Annotated in this window: 6 protein-coding genes and 1 pseudogene; 3 read left to right on the forward strand and 4 right to left on the reverse strand. The window is 64.5% G+C overall.

Annotation, left to right across the window (positions count from 1 at the left end; all coding sequences use genetic code 11):
* Window positions 1-448 precede the first annotated feature (448 nt).
* Window positions 449-4,138, forward strand: coding sequence for an NACHT domain-containing protein (locus ACWD0F_RS47580; protein ID WP_449889095.1), 3,690 nt, complete (start codon window positions 449-451; stop codon window positions 4,136-4,138).
* Window positions 4,139-4,724: 586 nt separating this feature from the next.
* Here the strand turns inward: ACWD0F_RS47580 and ACWD0F_RS47585 are convergent.
* The 4 genes from ACWD0F_RS47585 to ACWD0F_RS47600 are packed head-to-tail and all read right to left on the reverse strand — an operon-like array spanning window position 4,725 to window position 11,345.
* Window positions 4,725-8,387, reverse strand: a complete 3,663-nt coding sequence (locus ACWD0F_RS47585) for a caspase, EACC1-associated type (RefSeq protein WP_449889097.1) — start codon at window positions 8,385-8,387, stop codon at window positions 4,725-4,727.
* On the reverse strand, window positions 8,377-9,351 hold the full coding sequence (locus tag ACWD0F_RS47590) for an AAA family ATPase (protein ID WP_449889099.1): 975 nt from the start codon (window positions 9,349-9,351) through the stop codon (window positions 8,377-8,379). Before ACWD0F_RS47590 ends, ACWD0F_RS47585 begins: the two co-directional genes overlap by 11 nt.
* 1 nt (window position 9,352) lies before the next feature.
* Window positions 9,353-11,032: a VMAP-C domain-containing protein gene (locus ACWD0F_RS47595; protein WP_449889100.1), complete on the reverse strand. Its 1,680-nt coding sequence runs from the start codon at window positions 11,030-11,032 to the stop codon at window positions 9,353-9,355.
* Complete coding sequence (locus ACWD0F_RS47600) at window positions 11,016-11,345, reverse strand: CU044_2847 family protein (RefSeq protein WP_449889102.1); 330 nt, start codon at window positions 11,343-11,345, stop codon at window positions 11,016-11,018. The genes ACWD0F_RS47595 and ACWD0F_RS47600 overlap by 17 nt, the downstream gene beginning before the upstream one ends.
* A gap of 385 nt (window positions 11,346-11,730) precedes the next feature.
* Between ACWD0F_RS47600 and ACWD0F_RS47605 the strand changes: the two are divergent.
* Window positions 11,731-13,264 (forward strand): annotated as a pseudogene (locus ACWD0F_RS47605) (ISL3 family transposase).
* Window positions 13,265-13,468: 204 nt separating this feature from the next.
* Window positions 13,469-16,864: an NB-ARC domain-containing protein gene (locus ACWD0F_RS47610; protein ID WP_449889104.1), complete on the forward strand. Its 3,396-nt coding sequence runs from the start codon at window positions 13,469-13,471 to the stop codon at window positions 16,862-16,864.
* The last annotated feature ends 753 nt before the right edge of the window (window positions 16,865-17,617 follow it).

Consider the following 17,617-nt stretch of genomic DNA (forward strand, 5'->3'; position numbering starts at 1 on the left):
ATGTTCGGCCGCGCGAACCTTGACCTACTCCGCAAGCGCGTCCTGCTGGCATAGCTCACTCAATGTGACCGCATCACGATCTTTGTGCCAGAGCCGTTTCCACATGACCGCTAACAGGCGCCTGCCAAGGTGTGGCCGACGGAGCCCGCCGCTCTCGTCAAAGTGACGAGAGTTTTGAGAGGGCCACCTTCCTGACGCTGGCGTTAGACTCCACCCTGCGACTGGGCACACCCTGCTGGTCGAGGTGGCCGCGGCATTGGATGCCGTGCCGGAGCGTGCCCACCTCGACCGCTTCACGGCAATGATCCACATCTCTAAGCTGTTGTAGCGGCGTCAAGTTCTGCAAGTTCACACCTGATACGTCAGTGATGCCGCCAGATCGCTGTGTCCGGTTGAGTGAAGGAACTGGTTCGCGCTGAAAGATCGCCTAGAGGAGGGGTACGGAGCAGTGGCGGTCGGAGACAGTAGGGGCTCGTGGAAGTACCTGTATGAGCGGCTGGGTGAAAAGCGTTTTCAGCAGTTGTGCGGAGCATTGCTCGCTCACGTGTTCCCGGACGTCACGTGTTTTCCAGTCGGGCAGCGCGACGGGGGGCGCGACGCTGTGCGCCGCGACTCTAGCCGTGGCAGCATCGTGTACCAGGTCAAATGGGCCAACGATCGAGCTGTGAAGAGCCCTGTGGCCTGGCTGGATGCGGCTATCCGGGGGGAGGCGGATAACATTCGACGCCTGGTCGCTGAAGGGGCGTCGCAGTATGTCCTGCTCACATCCGTCGCAGGGACAAGCCAACCGCGCCGCGGTTCGATGGACCAGTTGGAGGAACGGCTCGCCGAGCACTCCATGAACTTCGGTATCCCCATGACGTGCTGGTGGGAGGCTGACCTCGATGCTCGTATCGACGCGGCTCCCAAAGATCTTAAGTTCGCCTACTCCGACATGTTGGCCGGCCCCGATCTGGTGCGGTGCTTGATCGAGGACGACCGACTGCAGGCGGGAGAGAAACGCCTGCGGGCGCTGTTGCTGAAGGTCATGGCCACGCAGTGGCACGAGGACGAGAAGGTTAAGTTCAAGCAGGTCGATCTCGATTCCCACGATCTGCTGAAGCTGTTCGTCGACGTGGAGGCAGAAGAGATCTCCGAACCCATCAATCGTGGGGTCAGCGTGCCGATCACCTTCGGGCGTCGCGGCGATAGATCTGTACCGCAGCAGGTCGGCGGCGCCGTGGCCTACCTGCTGGCAGCGCGTCACCCGTTCACTCTGGTTCGGGGCGAGCCCGGGCAGGGTAAGTCGACACTGGGCCAGTTTCTATGCCAGGTACACCGCGCCGCTTACCTAGGACGCGAGGCAGACCTCGCAACAGGCATGGACCAACGCTTTACGGTGACCCGGCCGCGCTTGGCCGTGCGCGCCGATCTGACCACCTACAGCGCTTGGGTTGCAGGCGAGGATCCACTGTCCGCCGACGATCGCCCGGTCCGTGGACGGCGGCGCAGGCGCGAGCAGTCGTCCTTCGAGCAGTTCTTGGTTTACCTGTTGCAGCGATGCAGTGGCGGTATGCAGGTGACAGTGGAGATGGTCCACGAGATCGTGGAGCGGTTTCCGCTCCTGCTCGTGCTGGATGGGCTGGATGAGGTGGCGCAGTCGGCAGCGCGCAGCCGGCTAGTAACCGAAATCAGCCAGTTTGCCGCCAGGCTGACGACGAGTTCCACGGCCCCTCAATTGGTTGTGACCACTCGACCGAGCGCCATGGAGCTTGCCGAACCGTCCACCGAAACCTTTCAGATCTTGTCCCTAGTCAAATTGGGCAACGACCTGCGCGTGTCGTATCTGCGCAAGTGGTCTGATGCCCGTGGCATTAGAGGAGCGGCGCGCCGAGCGCTACAACGTATCTTCGATGAGCGCTCCAGTGAACCCCATATTACGCAGCTGGCCAGCAACCCGATGCATCTGACGATCCTGCTGTACCTGATGCACAAGCGCGGTGAAGCAGTCCCGGACAATCGCACCGACCTATACAGCTCCTACATGGAGACCTTCCTAGATCGAGAGACCGAAAAGAGCGCCTTGGTGCGCCAGCATCGGCCCAATCTTGAAGAGGTGACAGCATTTTTAGGCTGGCATCTACAGAGCAGGGCTGAACGCAACGCAACAGAGCCGGGTCTGTCGATCAAAGACATCAAGAAGGCAATCAACGGCTACCTTTTCGATGTCGGCAAGGACGTTACCCTTGCTGACGATCTGTTCACTGGCGTCACCGACCGTGTGTGGGCGCTGGCCAGCAAGGCGCAAGGCACCTTCGAGTTTGACGTGCAATCGGTCCGGGAGTATTTCGCGGCGCGTTACCTTTACGATTACGCCGCTACCCGTGGGCATGAAACACAGCGCTCCACGCTATTGCAGCATTTGCTGAGCCGCCCTTATTGGTTGAATACTGCCCGCTTTTATGCCGGCTTCGCAACAGCCAACGAGCTCCCGGGCCTGGCCGAAGGCCTCGAGGAATTGCTCGAGGGTGTCGGTCGAGCTGGCCATGTGTGGCAAGCGGCATGGACGTTGCTGACAGACGGCGTCTTCGCCGCGCGGCCGAAAACGCAACGGCGCGCCGCCGTCTTGTTCGCTGATGATCTGGCCGTTCGGCTGCTTGCTGTCGCCATCGATACCAACGAAGACCTACCAAGGCTATCGGCCGACTACGGCGGAATCGCACTAACCGATGCTCTCTGCGCCCAGGTGGCCAGCAACCCCGACGGGCCCTTGTCAGCTGAGCGCATGCGCGTTGTGGCATGGCTGGATATGGACTCGGCCTTCGACACATGGTGGAGACCGCACATCGACGCTGCCCTCGGCACGAGTACTGAGCCCGCGTGGCTACGTCTAGCGATACCGGTCAGCGGCGGTCGCCATCTGAGTGGCGGTCAGATCGAGAGGTTGACCCTTAACGCTCCGGGAGATGTGGTGTCGGCGCTGGCCGCAGGAGTGAATCCACCGCCGGGATCGGTGGTGGAGCGGCGAATGGTCGAAAGCGTGTTGAATGGCCTGTGCTCGGACCAGTTCACCGCCGGCGCGCAGGGACACGCCGCCGACCTACTCTGCGCCCTGGCGCCCCAGCACTTTTTGGCGATGGCCCGCGATCCTCTGCTATCTGCAGCGGCCTCGCCACCTCTCACGCCGCCTGCGGCCGGCCGACGCACCGACGCCTGGCGACGTCTCAGACAGCGTGATGTGCGCATGAGTCAGCTCCAGAATGCCAGTAAATTCAGCAAATGGCAGAATGGAACGACCTCGCCGTGGGGAAACACCGCGCGCGCCATCAAACAAATCTTCGGCCCATGCTGGCTGGCCGCCGAGATCGCTGTCATCGGCGCGGCGAGTTCCGACCGGCGCTGGACGACCGGCGGTGACCGCGACAGCGGCTCCGCCTGCCTCGGCGCGGATCCCGACTACGGCTATCTTCTCCAGAGCCTGCGCGGGGCGCGTCGGGACACCAACTGGTGGCTGATGCAGCTTGCCGAGCACGGTGACCCGCTCAGTCGCGCGACATGGGCGCTGGCCTTGATCAGCGTCGCCGACCCCACGGTGGTCAAGGCCTGTCTCGCCCACCTCGACGACATTGTCGTCGGTCTGTCCGCTGAGTTGGTCTCGGCCCTGCTTGGCAGTTCGAGTCGCCTGGGCATCTGGGGGACCGCACGGCGTCTCCCGATAGAAATATTGCCTATCACCACGGCCGTGTCCCCGGCTTGCCTTCTGCTAATTGCTCATCACCTCAGCGAACCCGCGGGCGATCATGACATCTACCGATTCAGTACGCAACAACTCACGCAGATGGCGAGCTTTGGGGAAGCATCGTGGCCTGTCTATAAGACACTGGCCTACCAAATACCGAACGCACCGATCGCTGAATATCTGACGGTGTTGCGAGCCCTCGGACCAACTGTGGTTCCCCTGATCCCGGCCCAGGACGACCTCTTGCTCGAACCGCGGGTCGTCGAATGCGTCCGAGAAGACTTGGCGGCGCAGATCCTGCAAGAGCCGAGCAGCTACCCCTTCCGATGGGTTGCTGTGGCCGAACATCGCAAATCCACCGGTCACGGATTGCCTCCGTTGGCAGATCTGGCCGCTGCGCAGAACTGGTTCGCAGAGTGACGCTTCCCACCCCTCGTGTTTCGCAGTTTTTCCTGATCGTCATGTATGTGGCGAGGGGGATGGTTCTGCGTGCCTTCGCTGGTCTGCGGGGCGGATATGGAGATGCCGGAGGAGCATCGGCGGTGTCTGTAACACCCTGGTAGAAGGTGAATCCGCCGATGCTCCCAGATGGCACGTTACCCTCGCTGGCCGCGTTGCTGGCGGTGTTCCGGTCCTGTGGGGCTCGAATACTCGACTCATATGGTGACCTGCAGCTATTGGCGGACACGCGGATCTTAAGGTGACCGTCTAAGCGATCGCTCAAAATGGCTTGTGCAGTCGCTCAATTCGATTGAGCGACTGCACAACATCGCTTGAGCGTCCGCTTAAGAGATGATCTTTGCTTGTCAAAGACTTGCAGGTGGGGCCGTCGGACGTGATTTTCGGCACCCACAGGCTGCGGTAGCGGTCGGGTTGCGGTGCAGGACGTTGTCATAGATCGATGACAGTTTCTCGTGCAAGAGATACTCCCCTGCATCACCGGTGCGATTTCCCCTCACTTTATGGTTCAGTCGCTGTGAGAAGAATGCATCCCTGGCCCTCAGGGTCACCGTTGCCAGAAGCGACGGCGGCTCCATTTCTCGGAAGCATCCAAGAAGGCTGCCTGATTCGGCGTGATCTGGTCCTCTCGATCACGGAAGGTCTCGCGCGCTGCCGCCAGGCGGCTGCCTCGGTACAGGTATGAGGAGTCGCGCCCATGCTGCTCCCACTCCCGCGCATCCTCCGACAACTTCCGCCACGCCAGCAGAGTTGTACGATCCTGATCGATCCACGCGCGAATCCGGGGCCAGGACCGGATCAACGCTTCATGGGCGATCTCGGCGCCGTTGTGGTCCACGACCACCAGGCGAGCGTCGACGAAATGTCCGATGACCTGCCTGGCCAGCTCGTATTCCTGCGACTTAGGATTCGGCAGCAGTTCGGCGAGGTCCACTCTACGCCGTGTATCCTCATGACCCTCGTCGAGGTACACCAGACGCAGAAGCATGCTCTTAGCTAATTGCTGACCTGCAGGATCCAGGGTGTTCAGCGTGTCCTCGGCGGCCTGGGCCAGGCCCCCGCCAAGGCCGCCGCTGGCTTGATAGGCACGGAGCGTCAGGACGCGGCCCTCCCGCCGTTGCCAGATGGCCGACAGGGCCCATGAAAGGAAGGGCAGAACCGATGGCCCGGCTGTCGTTAGATCAATGCCGAGATCGCTGAGCAGTACGTCAACCAACCCGTCCTGCAGTTCGAGACCGGCGACGCGGGCAGGTCCTGCGATGGCCTCACGGAGTTCCGCCGAGCTCATCGAGGTGACAACCTCGATGTGTTTCAACGCGGGAACAAGCTCCGGGTACGAAGCACAGTGACCCAGGAAGTCTGCTCGCAGTGCGATTACCACTGCTGTGTCGCGCGATTCTGCGCACAAGTCTTGGACGAGACGTAGGAAGGCCTGGAGTTCCTGAGTATCAGGGCTTAGGAACACCTCTTCGAACTGGTCGATGATGATGACTTGACGTGGCGGGAGCGCATGGGCGCGGAGCAGCTCCGGTGATCGGTGGAGATCGTGCTGAGAGTCGAGTCCCAGTTGCCTGGCCAGTTCGGCGACAGGATGCGCGCCCGGTCGGAAAAGGATGGGGCTACTGGGAAGAGCCGAAGTAAGGGCCGGTATCAGACCGGCCCTGAGCAAGGACGACTTGCCACACCCCGAAGGTCCGACCACGAGCAGCGGTGCTCCTGCGGAGAACTGATCGAGAACGCGCTGGACCAGAAACGCGGTGAGCTGCTCCCGTCCGAAGAAATACGGCGCGTCCTCCACGCCGAAGGGAGCCAGCCCGCGGTAGGGATTCCAGGTGACCTCCCCATCAACGAGAGCCGGTAGGCGGGCGGCGGGTGCTCGGAGGGCGGGATTCGGAGCCAGTGGGGCCAGATCCGCGAGATCGGTGGCAAGCCGTAGAGGTCTGGGCAAGCCTCGTTCAACGAGGCTCCGCGTCAGGGATCGGTAGACGTAGTCCAGCGTCAGCAGCGGAGGCCCACCGGGATCCCCCTGTGCCAGCAGCCTGATCAAGGCGCCTGAAAAGGCGGTGTGCCGCTCACCCGCAGGAGCCCATGCGAGGGAGTCCCGGCTGGCGGAGGCCAGCAGGTACATGCCGCGCCTGGCATGCGACAGCGCTCGACCGGCGAATGTGCAGTCCAGGACCATGATCACCAGCTCTGCCCTGCTGGAGCCCACGATCCGGTGCAATTCCTCGTACGGGAGCGCCTGGTACCGGCTGGAGCCCTGGGACAGGTCGCTGGTGGCCTGAGTGGCCAAGTTGAGCTCACCGTAAGCATCCACCAGGCCGTGGCCCACGTAGTAGATCAGAAGTGCGTCATTCGCTTGGCTCGCGACGGAATCCAGCGTTGCGGCGAGTTCTCCGGGGCTCGCAGGGTCCATCAGGAGAGTAAGTCGCGAAGGATCGAGCCCCGTGTGATCGACGAGGCAGCTTCCTAGGTCGCCGATGGTCGTCTCCACGGCCGGCACGCTGGGCAGTTGAGAGCTCGGCGGAAACGTCCCGGAGCCCACCAACAACACATGCGCTCCGGGCTTGGCCAGCAACAGCCGCTCGCCGGACTTCTTCGCGGCGCCGGCGCCATGCCGTGTCACCGGGGAGGGATCGGAACGCAACGGGATGGCGAGGTTGTCAAGCAGGCGGACGGCCTCAGGGCTGATCACTGCGAAGGGGGCGTCGTCCGACTCGATTCGCCCGCCGCCGGCCCCGCTGGACCGCCACGCGGTGAACGTCTCGGACGAGAGTCCCGCTCGGCGTTCGATCTCGGCCGATACCTGCCGGAGCACCCGGATCGTGTTCCATGACTCCGTCCTCGGCAGGCTCGTGAGCAGTGCTTCCCTCGCGTGATCCACGAACACGAAACGGTCATCGCTCACCGGCTGCAGCAAGCCACTGAGGAGCACCTCAGCCAGGACAGCCGGGTTCGAGCGCGGCAGCATGGTCCGCTGGACGAGGCGCATGACGGCCAGCGAAGGGCTGGCGGTCGCAAGGTAAGCGGCGAGCCGGGCTGCTTCCGGTGAGGCCGCGACCCGAAAGCGGCGAACTCTGTCGGCGACGGGCAGGGCGCTCTCGCGCTCGACCCGTTCGGCGGCGAAATGTCGTCTGACGCTGATCTGGGCACAGGAGACAGTCAGTCCCGTGGCTGCCGAGCCGGCCAGGAGCTTGGCCCAGTCACCCAGCCACGACGGATTGAGCTCCAGAATGGGCACCGGCACCGCGTCAGACCGGATGGCTCCGTCGCGGGGGAGGAAACCCAGCCCGGAGTTGGCGGCGAACGGCTGGAACGGCCTGGCCGTACCTGGGACGGCGGCCATGGCGGTGCGCCGCCACATGCGCTCGGGCAGGGGTTGTAGGACGGCGGTAGGACCAGACAGCGCCCACTCGCGCAGCATCGCCGGTGCGTGGCCGTTCCACCAGTGCTTTCCCGAGCAGTCGCTGAGCACGAGGATGATCCGCTGTCTCGCGGGGTCCAGCAAGGTTCGTGCCTGCGCGGCGGGACCACCGGGGCGCTGGCTCACCCCTTCGCCGGACAGATAGTGGACCCGCACGTCACGGAAAGCCCCGAGCCGGACGAGACCATCCCGCAGCTCGCCCGCCAACGGTCGCCACATCCTCATGGACGGGCCTGTGTCCACCACCAGCACCAGGTCCAGCCACCGCTCCGGTACTCCTGACATCGCCGGCACCCATAGGCCGGTGTCGGCGATCCGCTCGGCCGTGATGCGTTCGTCCAGCACGCGGCGCACAGGCGAGGGGCGGCGCCGTTTGAGAGGGCGAAGCGCGCGCTGGATCGCCAGCACGTTGCCGAGCATGGGCGCCAGGGGAACGACCAGATCGCCCGCTTGTGCGCCGCTCTTCCCGCCATCCCCGGCGGCGTGCAGAGCAGCGGAACCCTGCTCCGGTACGGCGGGCTTCGCCTGCGGCGGGGAGTCGTGCCGCGCCACCGGGTGCCGAGGTAGTCGCCCAGGCTCGTCGCGAGAGGCTTCGGGTGCCTCCGGAGCACGTTCGGGGGTGACGTGGCAGGCCAACCACAATGCCTCGGCGATGTCCCTGGTCGTCAGATCGGGGTCGACGGCGCGCAGCTTTCGCCGTAGCTCATGGAGAGCCTGCGCCCGCTTGTCGGCCTTCAGCTGACGAGCCCGCGGGTCGAGCGCCTCGGCGGGGTGGTCATCTGCCATCAGGCGGTCCGCCCAGGAAGGGCATGATCCGTTCAGCCAGTGCCCTACGGTCCACGGCGCCCTTCTTGGCCGCCTCGTTGGTCAGGTAGACAGCGTGCAGCAGCTGGTCGGTGGCGAGCTGGCCGAGATTTTTACGGGTCAGGAACAGGTTGATCAGGTCGTCGCTGTTCTCCGCGAGATCTCCCAGGTGCGCTTCGATGATCTCCCTGAGCTTGTTCGCGTCCGGTTCGTGCAGCTCCAGCTGAACACATCGGCGCAAGAACGCTGGCGGGAACTCGCGCTCGCCGTTGCTGGTCAGCACCACCAGCGGGAAGGCATGGCACCTGACCAGACCACCTGAGATCTGCACGGGCTCGTTACCGGCGGTGGTGACCGTGCTGGGGCCGGCATCTGTCCGGGCCAGCTCGAAGATCTCGTACTCGCCTTTCTCGAACACGGTGAGCAGGTCGTTAGGCAGGTCTATATCGCTTTTGTCTATTTCGTCGATCAGTAGCACCCGGGGGCGGGTGTAGGGCAGCAATGCGGTTCCCAGCGGGCCTAGCCGGATGTAACGGCCGATGTCGTCCGGATCGGCGGTCCGGCCTGCGGCGTACAGGCGGGTGAGCGGGTCGTACTGGTACAGGCCGTCCTTGAGCGTGGATCTGCTGGTGATCGGCCAGTAGAGCACTGGCCCGATGCCCAGTTCGCGAGCCACCGCGTAGGCCAGGGTGGACTTTCCCGTTCCGGGTCGCCCGGTGACCAGCAGCGGCCTGCGCAAGTAGAGGGCGGCGTTGACCTGCTCGACGGCCGAAGGGTCCGGGCGGTAACTGGCCGCCTGATGGTCGTGGTCCAGGCCCTCTGGGACGTGTTCGGGCGGACTGAGCGGCGGGCCGCCATTGAAATCACGCCACCTGGGAGGGGTGGGGAGCCGGGAGATGTCGCCGAGGGCGCCGGGGACACCGCTATAGATGTGCCAGTCCGACATGTCATTCCCTTTCAGGCATGTACGCAGGCGGGTCGGGCATCCGCCTCGGGTCGTCCCAAAGCAGCGTCAGGCCGCAGGCCGGCTGTCCGGAATCCTCCAACGCGGCCTCCAGGCGCAAGACGCGCACCAGTTCGGGAATTTCATCAGCATGCACCTCGCCGATCAGATGGGCGAGCTGTTCGTGGCGGAGATGCGCCGTACACGTGCCGTGATCCGGCTCAGTGCACCGCGCGCGGGGCCAGACCATCACAGGCAGGCCGGCATGCAGTTCCGAACTGAGGAGTGCATCGTCGGGCTGGGCCGCATGGACGAGTACGCAGTTCTTCTTACGCAGCAGCAGTCGCAGATAAACCCGTTTCGGGTCGTCGCCGAGGCATCCAACCAACTCCGGTGAGTTCCTGGGCTCCTGGCGCAGGTTTCTGGAGCGGACAATCCAAGGATCCCACTTGTCCAGGGCGATCAGCCGGTCGGCGTAGCGAACGACCACCTTATAGCCGACCAGCGGTGTGTCTTTCGCGAAATCCCACTCGTCCACGGGTTCATTCAGCATCGACTGCGGCAACACGAACTCGATCATCGGTTCAGTGCCTGCGACGTCCATGCGCACCGCTGCGAACCCCTCCTCGACCCGGGCGCGCAACTCCGGCCTGCTGATGACCATCGGGTTCATTCCCGGGTAGGGCTCGCCGTCCACCAAGGTGGACAGACTCAGATCATAGCCGTCTCTGACCGGATCGAGCCGGACGATGACCGAGGTCTCCTTCGCCGACGGCTGTGCTCGGACCTGCAGGTGCCGGTTGATCCAGCCCTTCAACCTGCCCTGCGTGGCCGCGTCGTCCAGCACTGCGGTGACCTTGGGAAGGAATCGGCTCATGCGGTCGTCGCCGGGCAATTCTTCGCCTACATAGCGGATCGCGTCCCATGCCGAGCGGAAATCGCGGTGGCCGCCCATTCCCGGGAAGGTCTGAGCCACCAACAGCCGCAGGTCTGTTCCCTTGGCTAGGGCCGCGTCATGGACGATCTCACGCAGTTCACGCCGCTCTAGCGCCGGCAGCCACGCAATGTCGAGCAGGTCGTCCAGCTCTTCCCAGTGTCTGCGGATAGTGGTGATCGGTAGCATGCGGCCGGTCAGCCTGTTGAGGCTCTCCGAGTAATCGGTGATCATGCCTATGACGGACCCGGTGGTCTCGTCGTAGACCGCCGCACCGCTGAAACCCCGCCTGGGCACCTCCGCATACGGCGTGGCCGCCGTCAGGTGCCACCATTCCCCGATCAGTTCGGTGGAGATCGGCGCGAGCGACAATGGTGCGCCCGCTTCCCCTTGATCCAAGGGGAAGCCGTGCGCGCTCTGCCCTGTCGTGGTGCTCGGCGATGGCAGTAGGTGGGCCGGCGCCAGGTCGACCTCGCGCTCCAGCCTGAGGACGGCCACATCACCTGGATCGTTCCTGCGGCGCCACGGACCCTTGGCGTACACGGTCGCGGGGATCTCCAGCAAATCATGCCGGTCAGCCTGGGTGAAGCTCACCCTCAGCGTCTGTCCCGGCTCGCTGACCACATGGGCACAGGTGAGCACCAAGTTGGGGGCAACCAGGAATCCTGCTCCGAGCGTTTGCCGGGACTGGTCCCATATCCCATCGATACGGGCGCGCCACACATTGGCCGGCCTAGCGGGGTGAATCACCAGGGCTCTGTCCCGACCACTTGAGCTTGACGGTCAGATGGCCCTCAAGCGCCGTCTTGGCGATCACTGCGCCGGCCTCGGTGCCCAGCTTGACCCCGAACTCGATCTCCACCTCGTCAGGGCCTGCGGGAATGTCACGGAAGGTCTGCAACGCGACGGATGCGGCGTCGCGCACGTGAACGAGCGCGTCCTGGAAGCGGACTTTCGCGTCATGGACGACGCCAAGCCCGAAGGGCGACGCCGGCGCCCAGCCGCCGATCTCGTCATCCTGGGTTTCTATCACCACCGAGCCCCCATCGATGTCCCACCGCACAAGCTGGTATGCCATAGTTCCTCTCTCAGTGTCGATTACCCTCCATGGCACCACAAATTTAGCGATCAATACGAGTAACTGTAATAGCAGAGACCGAATCTCGGGTGCCGGCGCGGATCGGACAAGGCCTCTTGGGTCATCCCCTATTGCCTTTCAATGCCTCGGTGGCGACCTTCCAGTCACAGTTCAAGCACTCTAACTTCTGCGCTCCCGCTGGCAGGCCCGGGATCGGTCAGCGTCACCTGCAACGTCGAGTCCGCGCTGTAGCGCACCTGATCGACGGCGAACGTGAACGTGGGGCCTGTCCAGTAATCGGCTCTGTCGCAGAAACGGCTCTGTCGCAGAAACGGTGGTGACTGATCGTCTGTAGATGTCACAGTGAGCGATGATCGATGCCACGGCGCTGGTGAGCACGGTGTTTGCAGGGTTGTCGCCGCTGATCGTCCAGGATGTAGCCGATGAGGACCGTGCGATACGGCTACGCGTGCAGACCCCAGATCATCCAGGTGCCTGCCCGGACTGTGGCATCACGACGAGTAGGGTGCACGGCTATCACCAGCGCATCGTTGCCGATGTCCCTGTTGACGCCCGCCCCGTCGTTCTTGAGGTGCGCGTGCGTCGCCTGGTGTGCGCGACCGCAGGCTGCAGGAGAACCTTTCGCGAGCAGATTCCTGGGCTGCTGCGGCGCTACCAACGCCGAACCGTCCGCCTGGCCACGCAGGTCGCCGCGGTGGTCAAGGAGTTAGCCGGGCGTGCCGCCGCGCGCACGTTAGCAGGTGATGGCCATCCCGCTCACGCGGTTCACGGCGCTACGCCTGCTGCTGGCGTTGCCTCTGCCGCTGGCCGCCGCACCGCGGGTTCTGGGCGTTGACGACTTCGCCCTGCGCAAGAGCGCCTCCTACGCCACGATCTTGATCAACGTGGAGACGAATCAGCGTATCGACGTGCTGCCCGACCGCAAGGCTGAAACCTTGACCGCATGGCTGCGCGCCCATCCCGGGGTGGAGATCGTGTGCCGCGACGGCTCGACGACCTACGCCCAGGCCATCCGTGACGCGCTCCCGGACGCGGTGCAGGTCAGTGATCGCTGGCATCTGTGGAACGGCCTGGGCGAGGCCGTCCGCAAGGAGGTCGGTGCTCACAGTTCCTGCTGGGCCAAGCACGGGCCACCGTTGCAGGACGGCAAGCGCGCGACCACCACGCTGCAACGATGGAGACACGTCCATGACCTGATCGATGCCGGTGTCGGCCTGCTGGAGACCGCCCGCCGCCTGCACCTGTCGCTGAACACGGTCAAACGCTACGCGCGTGCCAGCGAACCCGAGCGCATGCGGCGCGCCCCGCAATACCGGCCTACCCTGGTCGACCCCTACCGCGACCACCTTCGTACCCGGCGTGCCGAGGAACCGGCCGTCCCGGTGCAGACGCTCCTGACCGAGATCAAGGAACTCGGGTATACCGGCAGCCAGAACCTCCTCTACCGCTACATCAACCAGGGCAGAGTCGAGGCCGACCGGCCCACGATTTCCGCCAAGCGCGTCACCCGGCTCCTGCTCAGCAACCCCGACAAGCTCTCCGACGCCGACCGTGAGCTGGCCGGCCAGCTCAGCTCCAGCTGCACGGAGATGACCATCCTCGCCACCTCCGTCCGTGACTTCGCCGCCCTGCTCAAACCCGACCCCGACAATGCCGAAGGCCTCGACTCCTGGATCACCGTGGCCCGCGAGGCGAACCTGCCCCACCTCCACAGCTTCTGCACCGGCCTCGACCAGGACCGCGCCGCCGTCAACGCCGGACTCACCCTCCCGCATCACAACGGCGGCACCGAAGGCGTCAACAACAAGACAAAAATGATCAAACGACAGATGTACGGACGAGCCGGCTTCCGGCTGCTACGCCACCGGATCCTGCTCGGCTGACATCACGATCAGTCACCACCGTTTCTGCGACAGAGCCGATTACTGGACAGGCCCGATCACGTTCGATCTCCCGTGCCGATTGATTCATGCCGAGTACTGTGAGCGTCGAGATCGGATTGCTGGCCGGGCAGGGCCGCCATCGTTGAGGTGGATATGGCTCGTAGGAGGAAACGCGCTGCCGGAGTAGCGACCGGGGCTCTGGTCGTGCTCACCATCGGGGTGGGGTTACCGGTCAACGTGGTTAGTGACTATCTCCCCGATGAGATCACGGACTTCCAGATGGCCTGGATCACCGGTCTGGTTGTGGTGACGTTTGCGGCGGTGTGGTTGACGTGGCTCGCCCCCTGGCTGGCTGAGCGTCGGGTACGGGGGAGGTTGTTCCAGGTGCCGGCCATGCCTTCGGCGTGGGTTGCCCGGGATGAGTTGGATGCCACGGTGCAGGCGTTGACAAGCGCTGCTGGTGGCACGGTGGGGGTGACGACCGTACTGTGGGGGGCCGGCGGGTTCGGGAAGACGTCGCTGGCGGTAGCCGCCTGTCATGATCGGCGGGTGCGCCGGTTCTTTTCGGACGGGATTGTGTGGGCGACGATCGGCCGGGATCGGGCCGCGGCCGAGGGTGCGGAGTTGATCCGTAGTCTGTGTGAGACGTTGTCGGGAGAGTCTCCGCAGATGACGGATGCTGGGCAGTTGGCGCATCATCTCGCTGAGTTGATGGCCGAGCGGAGACGGATGCTGCTGGTCGTTGATGATGTATGGACCAGCGCCCAACTGGAGCCGTTCCTGGTGGTGGCGCGGCGTTCTCGGCTGCTGGTCACGACGCGTCGGCCGCGGACGCTGCCTGTCGGGGTGACCAAGGTGGAAGTGGATGCTATGGCGCCCGCGGTGGCTTCACGGTTGCTGGGGCGTGATCTGCCACTCATGCGCGCGGATGTGCGGCGTCGTCTGCTGGAGGTGACGGGGGGATGGCCGCTGCTGCTGGCATTGGTCAACGCCCGACTGGTGGAAGACGTGAGCCGCAACGCGCAGGTGGACGCCGCGGCGGAGCAGGCTGTTGCCCGGCTGCGCAGGGCGGGGCCCTCGGCGCTTGACATCGCCGACAGCGGTCAACGGGAGACGGCGGTGAAGGCGACCATCAATTACAGCGTGGAGGCGCTGGCCCCGGAGATGCGCGGGCGGTTCCTGGAGCTGGGGATCTTCGGCGAGGATGTTGATGTCCCGCTGGAGATGGTGGCCTTGCTGTGGCGGGGGACCGCAGGTCTGTCCGTGGAGCAGTCGCAGAGGTTGTGTGAGGACCTGGCGGGGTTGTCGCTGCTGACATTGCGGTGGGTGGGCGGCAGGCATCGGGTGGTGGCGCTGCATGACGTGGTGCGGTCGTTTGCTAGGTCCGAACTGGCTGTGGATCCGAATCGGTTGGTGGAGGCCAATCGGTCGCTGATCAGTGAGGCGCGTTCGCTAGTACCGGCTACGGAGAGGTCGGAGTGGTGGCGGCTGTCGCCGGGGCATTTCCTCTGGGATCAGCTCGCCTACCATCTGACCGAGGAGGACTGCCGTCCGGAGCTTGATCGGCTGGTGACCGATATCTACTGGATCTTGGCCAGGCTGGAGTATGCGGGTCCGTTAGCGTTGGAGGCAGATCTGAAGCACTCGACTTCAGCAGAGGCGGTGGAAATTTGCCGCTTGATCGCCCAGGTCGGATACCTGCTGGGTGGCCTGGAGACCAAGGAGTTGAGTGAGGGTAACCGCCTGACGCATCTCAGTGCGTTGCCGCATCTCCGCAGTCAGATCGAGCGTCTTTTGCCGGCGACCGGTCCGGTGCTGCTTCCGAAATTGCTGATGCCGGAGAGCCGTGACTCGGCCCCGGTCCGTACACTGGCAGGCCATACCGGAGAGGTGCAGCAGGTGGCGATTGCGCCGGGCGGGACCTGGCTGGCTAGCGCCTCCGCTGATCGGACGGTGCGTCTGTGGAACCTGGACGGTAGCGAGCGCGCCGTCCTGGCAGGCCATACCGGAGAGGTGCAGCAGGTGGCGATTGCGCCGGACGGGACCTGGCTGGCTAGCGCCTCCGCTGATCGGACGGTGCGTCTGTGGAACCTGGACGGTAGCGAGCGCGCCGTCCTGACCGGCCACACTGGAGAGGTGTTCGACGTGGTGATTGCGCCGGACGGGACCTGGCTGGCCACCGCTTCATTCGACGAAACGGTGCGCTTGTGGAGTGTGGACGGTAGCGAGTGCACCGTCCTGACCGGCCACACCGGCGGAGTGACCGCAGCGGCCATTGCACCGAACGGGACCTGGCTGGCTAGCGCCTCCGCTGATCGGACGGTGCGTCTGTGGAATGTGGACGGCAGCGAGCGCGCCGTCCTGACCGGCCATACCGGAGTGGTGTACGGGGTGGCGATTGCGCCGGACGGGACCTGGCTGGCTAGCGCCTCCGCTGATCGGACGGTGCGTCTGTGGAATGTGGACGGCAGCGAGCGCGCCGTCCTGACCGGCCACACTGGGGAGGTGTACGGGGTGGCGATTGCGCCGGACGGCACCTGGCTGGCCTCCGCCTCCGCCTCCGGCGATCGGACGGTGCGGCTGTGGGAGTCCGACGGTAGCGAGCGTGCCGTCCTGACCGGCCACACTGGGGAGGTGTTCGACGTGGTGATTGCGCCGGACGGGACCTGGCTGGCCACCACATCCGACGATCGGACAGTGCGGCTGTGGAACGTGGACCATAGCAAGCATGCCATTTGGGCTTGTCATACCGAAGAGGTGTACGGGGTAGCGATTGCGCCAGATGGGACTTGGCTAGCCACCGCTTCATACGACGAGACGGTGCGCCTGTGGAACCTGGACGGTAGCGAGCGCGCCATTCTAACCGGCCACACCGGCGCAGTGTACGCAGTGGCCATCGCCACGGATGGAACCTGGCTGGCCACAACATCATTCGACCAGACGGTGCGCCTGTGGAATGTGGACGGTAGCGAGCGCGCTATTCTCACCGGTCACAGCGATGAGGTGTACGGGGTGGCGATTGCGCCGGATGGGACTTGGCTAGCCACCGCTTCATACGACGAGACGGTGCGCCTGTGGAATGTGGACGGTAGCGAGCGCGCTATTCTAACCGGCCACACCGAAGTGGTGTACGGGGTGGCGATTGCGCCCGATGGGACTTGGCTAGCCACCGCTTCATACGACGAGACGGTGCGCCTGTGGAACCTGGACGGTAGCGAGCGCGCCATTCTAACCGGCCACACCGACGCAGTAAAAGCCGTGGCCATTGCCCCGGATGGCACCTGGCTAGCCACCGGCTCAAGCGACGGGACGGTGCGCCTGTGGAATGTGGACGGTAGCGAGCGCGCTATTCTGGCCGGCCACACCGACGCAGTAAACGCAGTGGCCATCGCCCCGGACGGCACCTGGCTAGCCACCGGCTCAAGCGACGGGACAGTGCGGATCTGGCACCTCAACTGCAACGGTAACTGCGCTGCAGTTCTACGTTCCAGTGCCACGATAAACGATGTGTACTGGCAAGCGGGGGGTCTTATAGCGGCTTGCGGAGCTTCGGGCTTCTACACGTTCGCGCTGACGGTCAACTCTCATTCACCGGCATAGCTGGTCAATTTACTCTTGGCAGCACTGATTGCGACGCCTAATGCGGCCCGAGCACGGCCGCACGCGCAGCGTGCGGCCGGGGGGCAGGGCCGCGTAGCGCCGCCCTCGGTCCTTATGCCGAAATTCGGCAGCAGATTCAGTAACGTCAATTCAGTAACGTCAAGCATCAAGTGGGATTAGACAATTCAGCAACTGAACCTTTGGTCCAGCCGATGAGGCGGGCCAGGCCGATGGCCAGGTTACGCAGGCCGGCCATGATCTGGGGTGCGGACCCGGGAGACGTTTTCGCGGTAGGTGACTGCGCCTGCCGAAAACTCCATCCGTGCAGTTCAAGCCGCATGTGAGTACTCGTGGAGGACGCCGCCGAGCCGGTTTCGTCGGGGTCGGCTCGTCAGGCGATGGGTTCCAGGGCGACTCGGTAGCCCAGGGCTTGAGTGGTGCGTGAAGGCTGTTGCCGAGGCTGTCTCTCTCGCAGAGACTCAACTGGAGACGATGGCCTGTTGTGGTCGCCGGGTGATCGCGGATAGTTCCGGGCCGTGCTCGGTGCGTGCTCGTACGCCCCGTCACGCGCCGTCAGGACCCGGCACTTCCGGACACACAAAGCGCGCGAAGGCGTCACGAACTGCCACCAAACGGCGCTGCGCGGCACTTCTAATCCGACGGTCGCAGGTTCGAATCCTGCAGGGCGCGCTTCTCCACCAGCGGAAGCCCAAGCCGCGTCGGCGCTCTGGTGCGGCATGGGGCAGATATGAG

Source organism: Nonomuraea sp. NPDC002799 (assembly GCF_053592075.1).

What these genes read in the sequence shown, in the direction of transcription:
- ACWD0F_RS47590 (WP_449889099.1), bottom strand. Translation starts at nt 9,351, where the DNA reads ATGTCGGACTGGCACATCTATAGCGGTGTCCCCGGCGCCCTCGGCGAC.
- ACWD0F_RS47585 (WP_449889097.1), bottom strand. Translation starts at nt 8,387, where the DNA reads ATGGCAGATGACCACCCCGCCGAGGCGCTCGACCCGCGGGCTCGTCAG.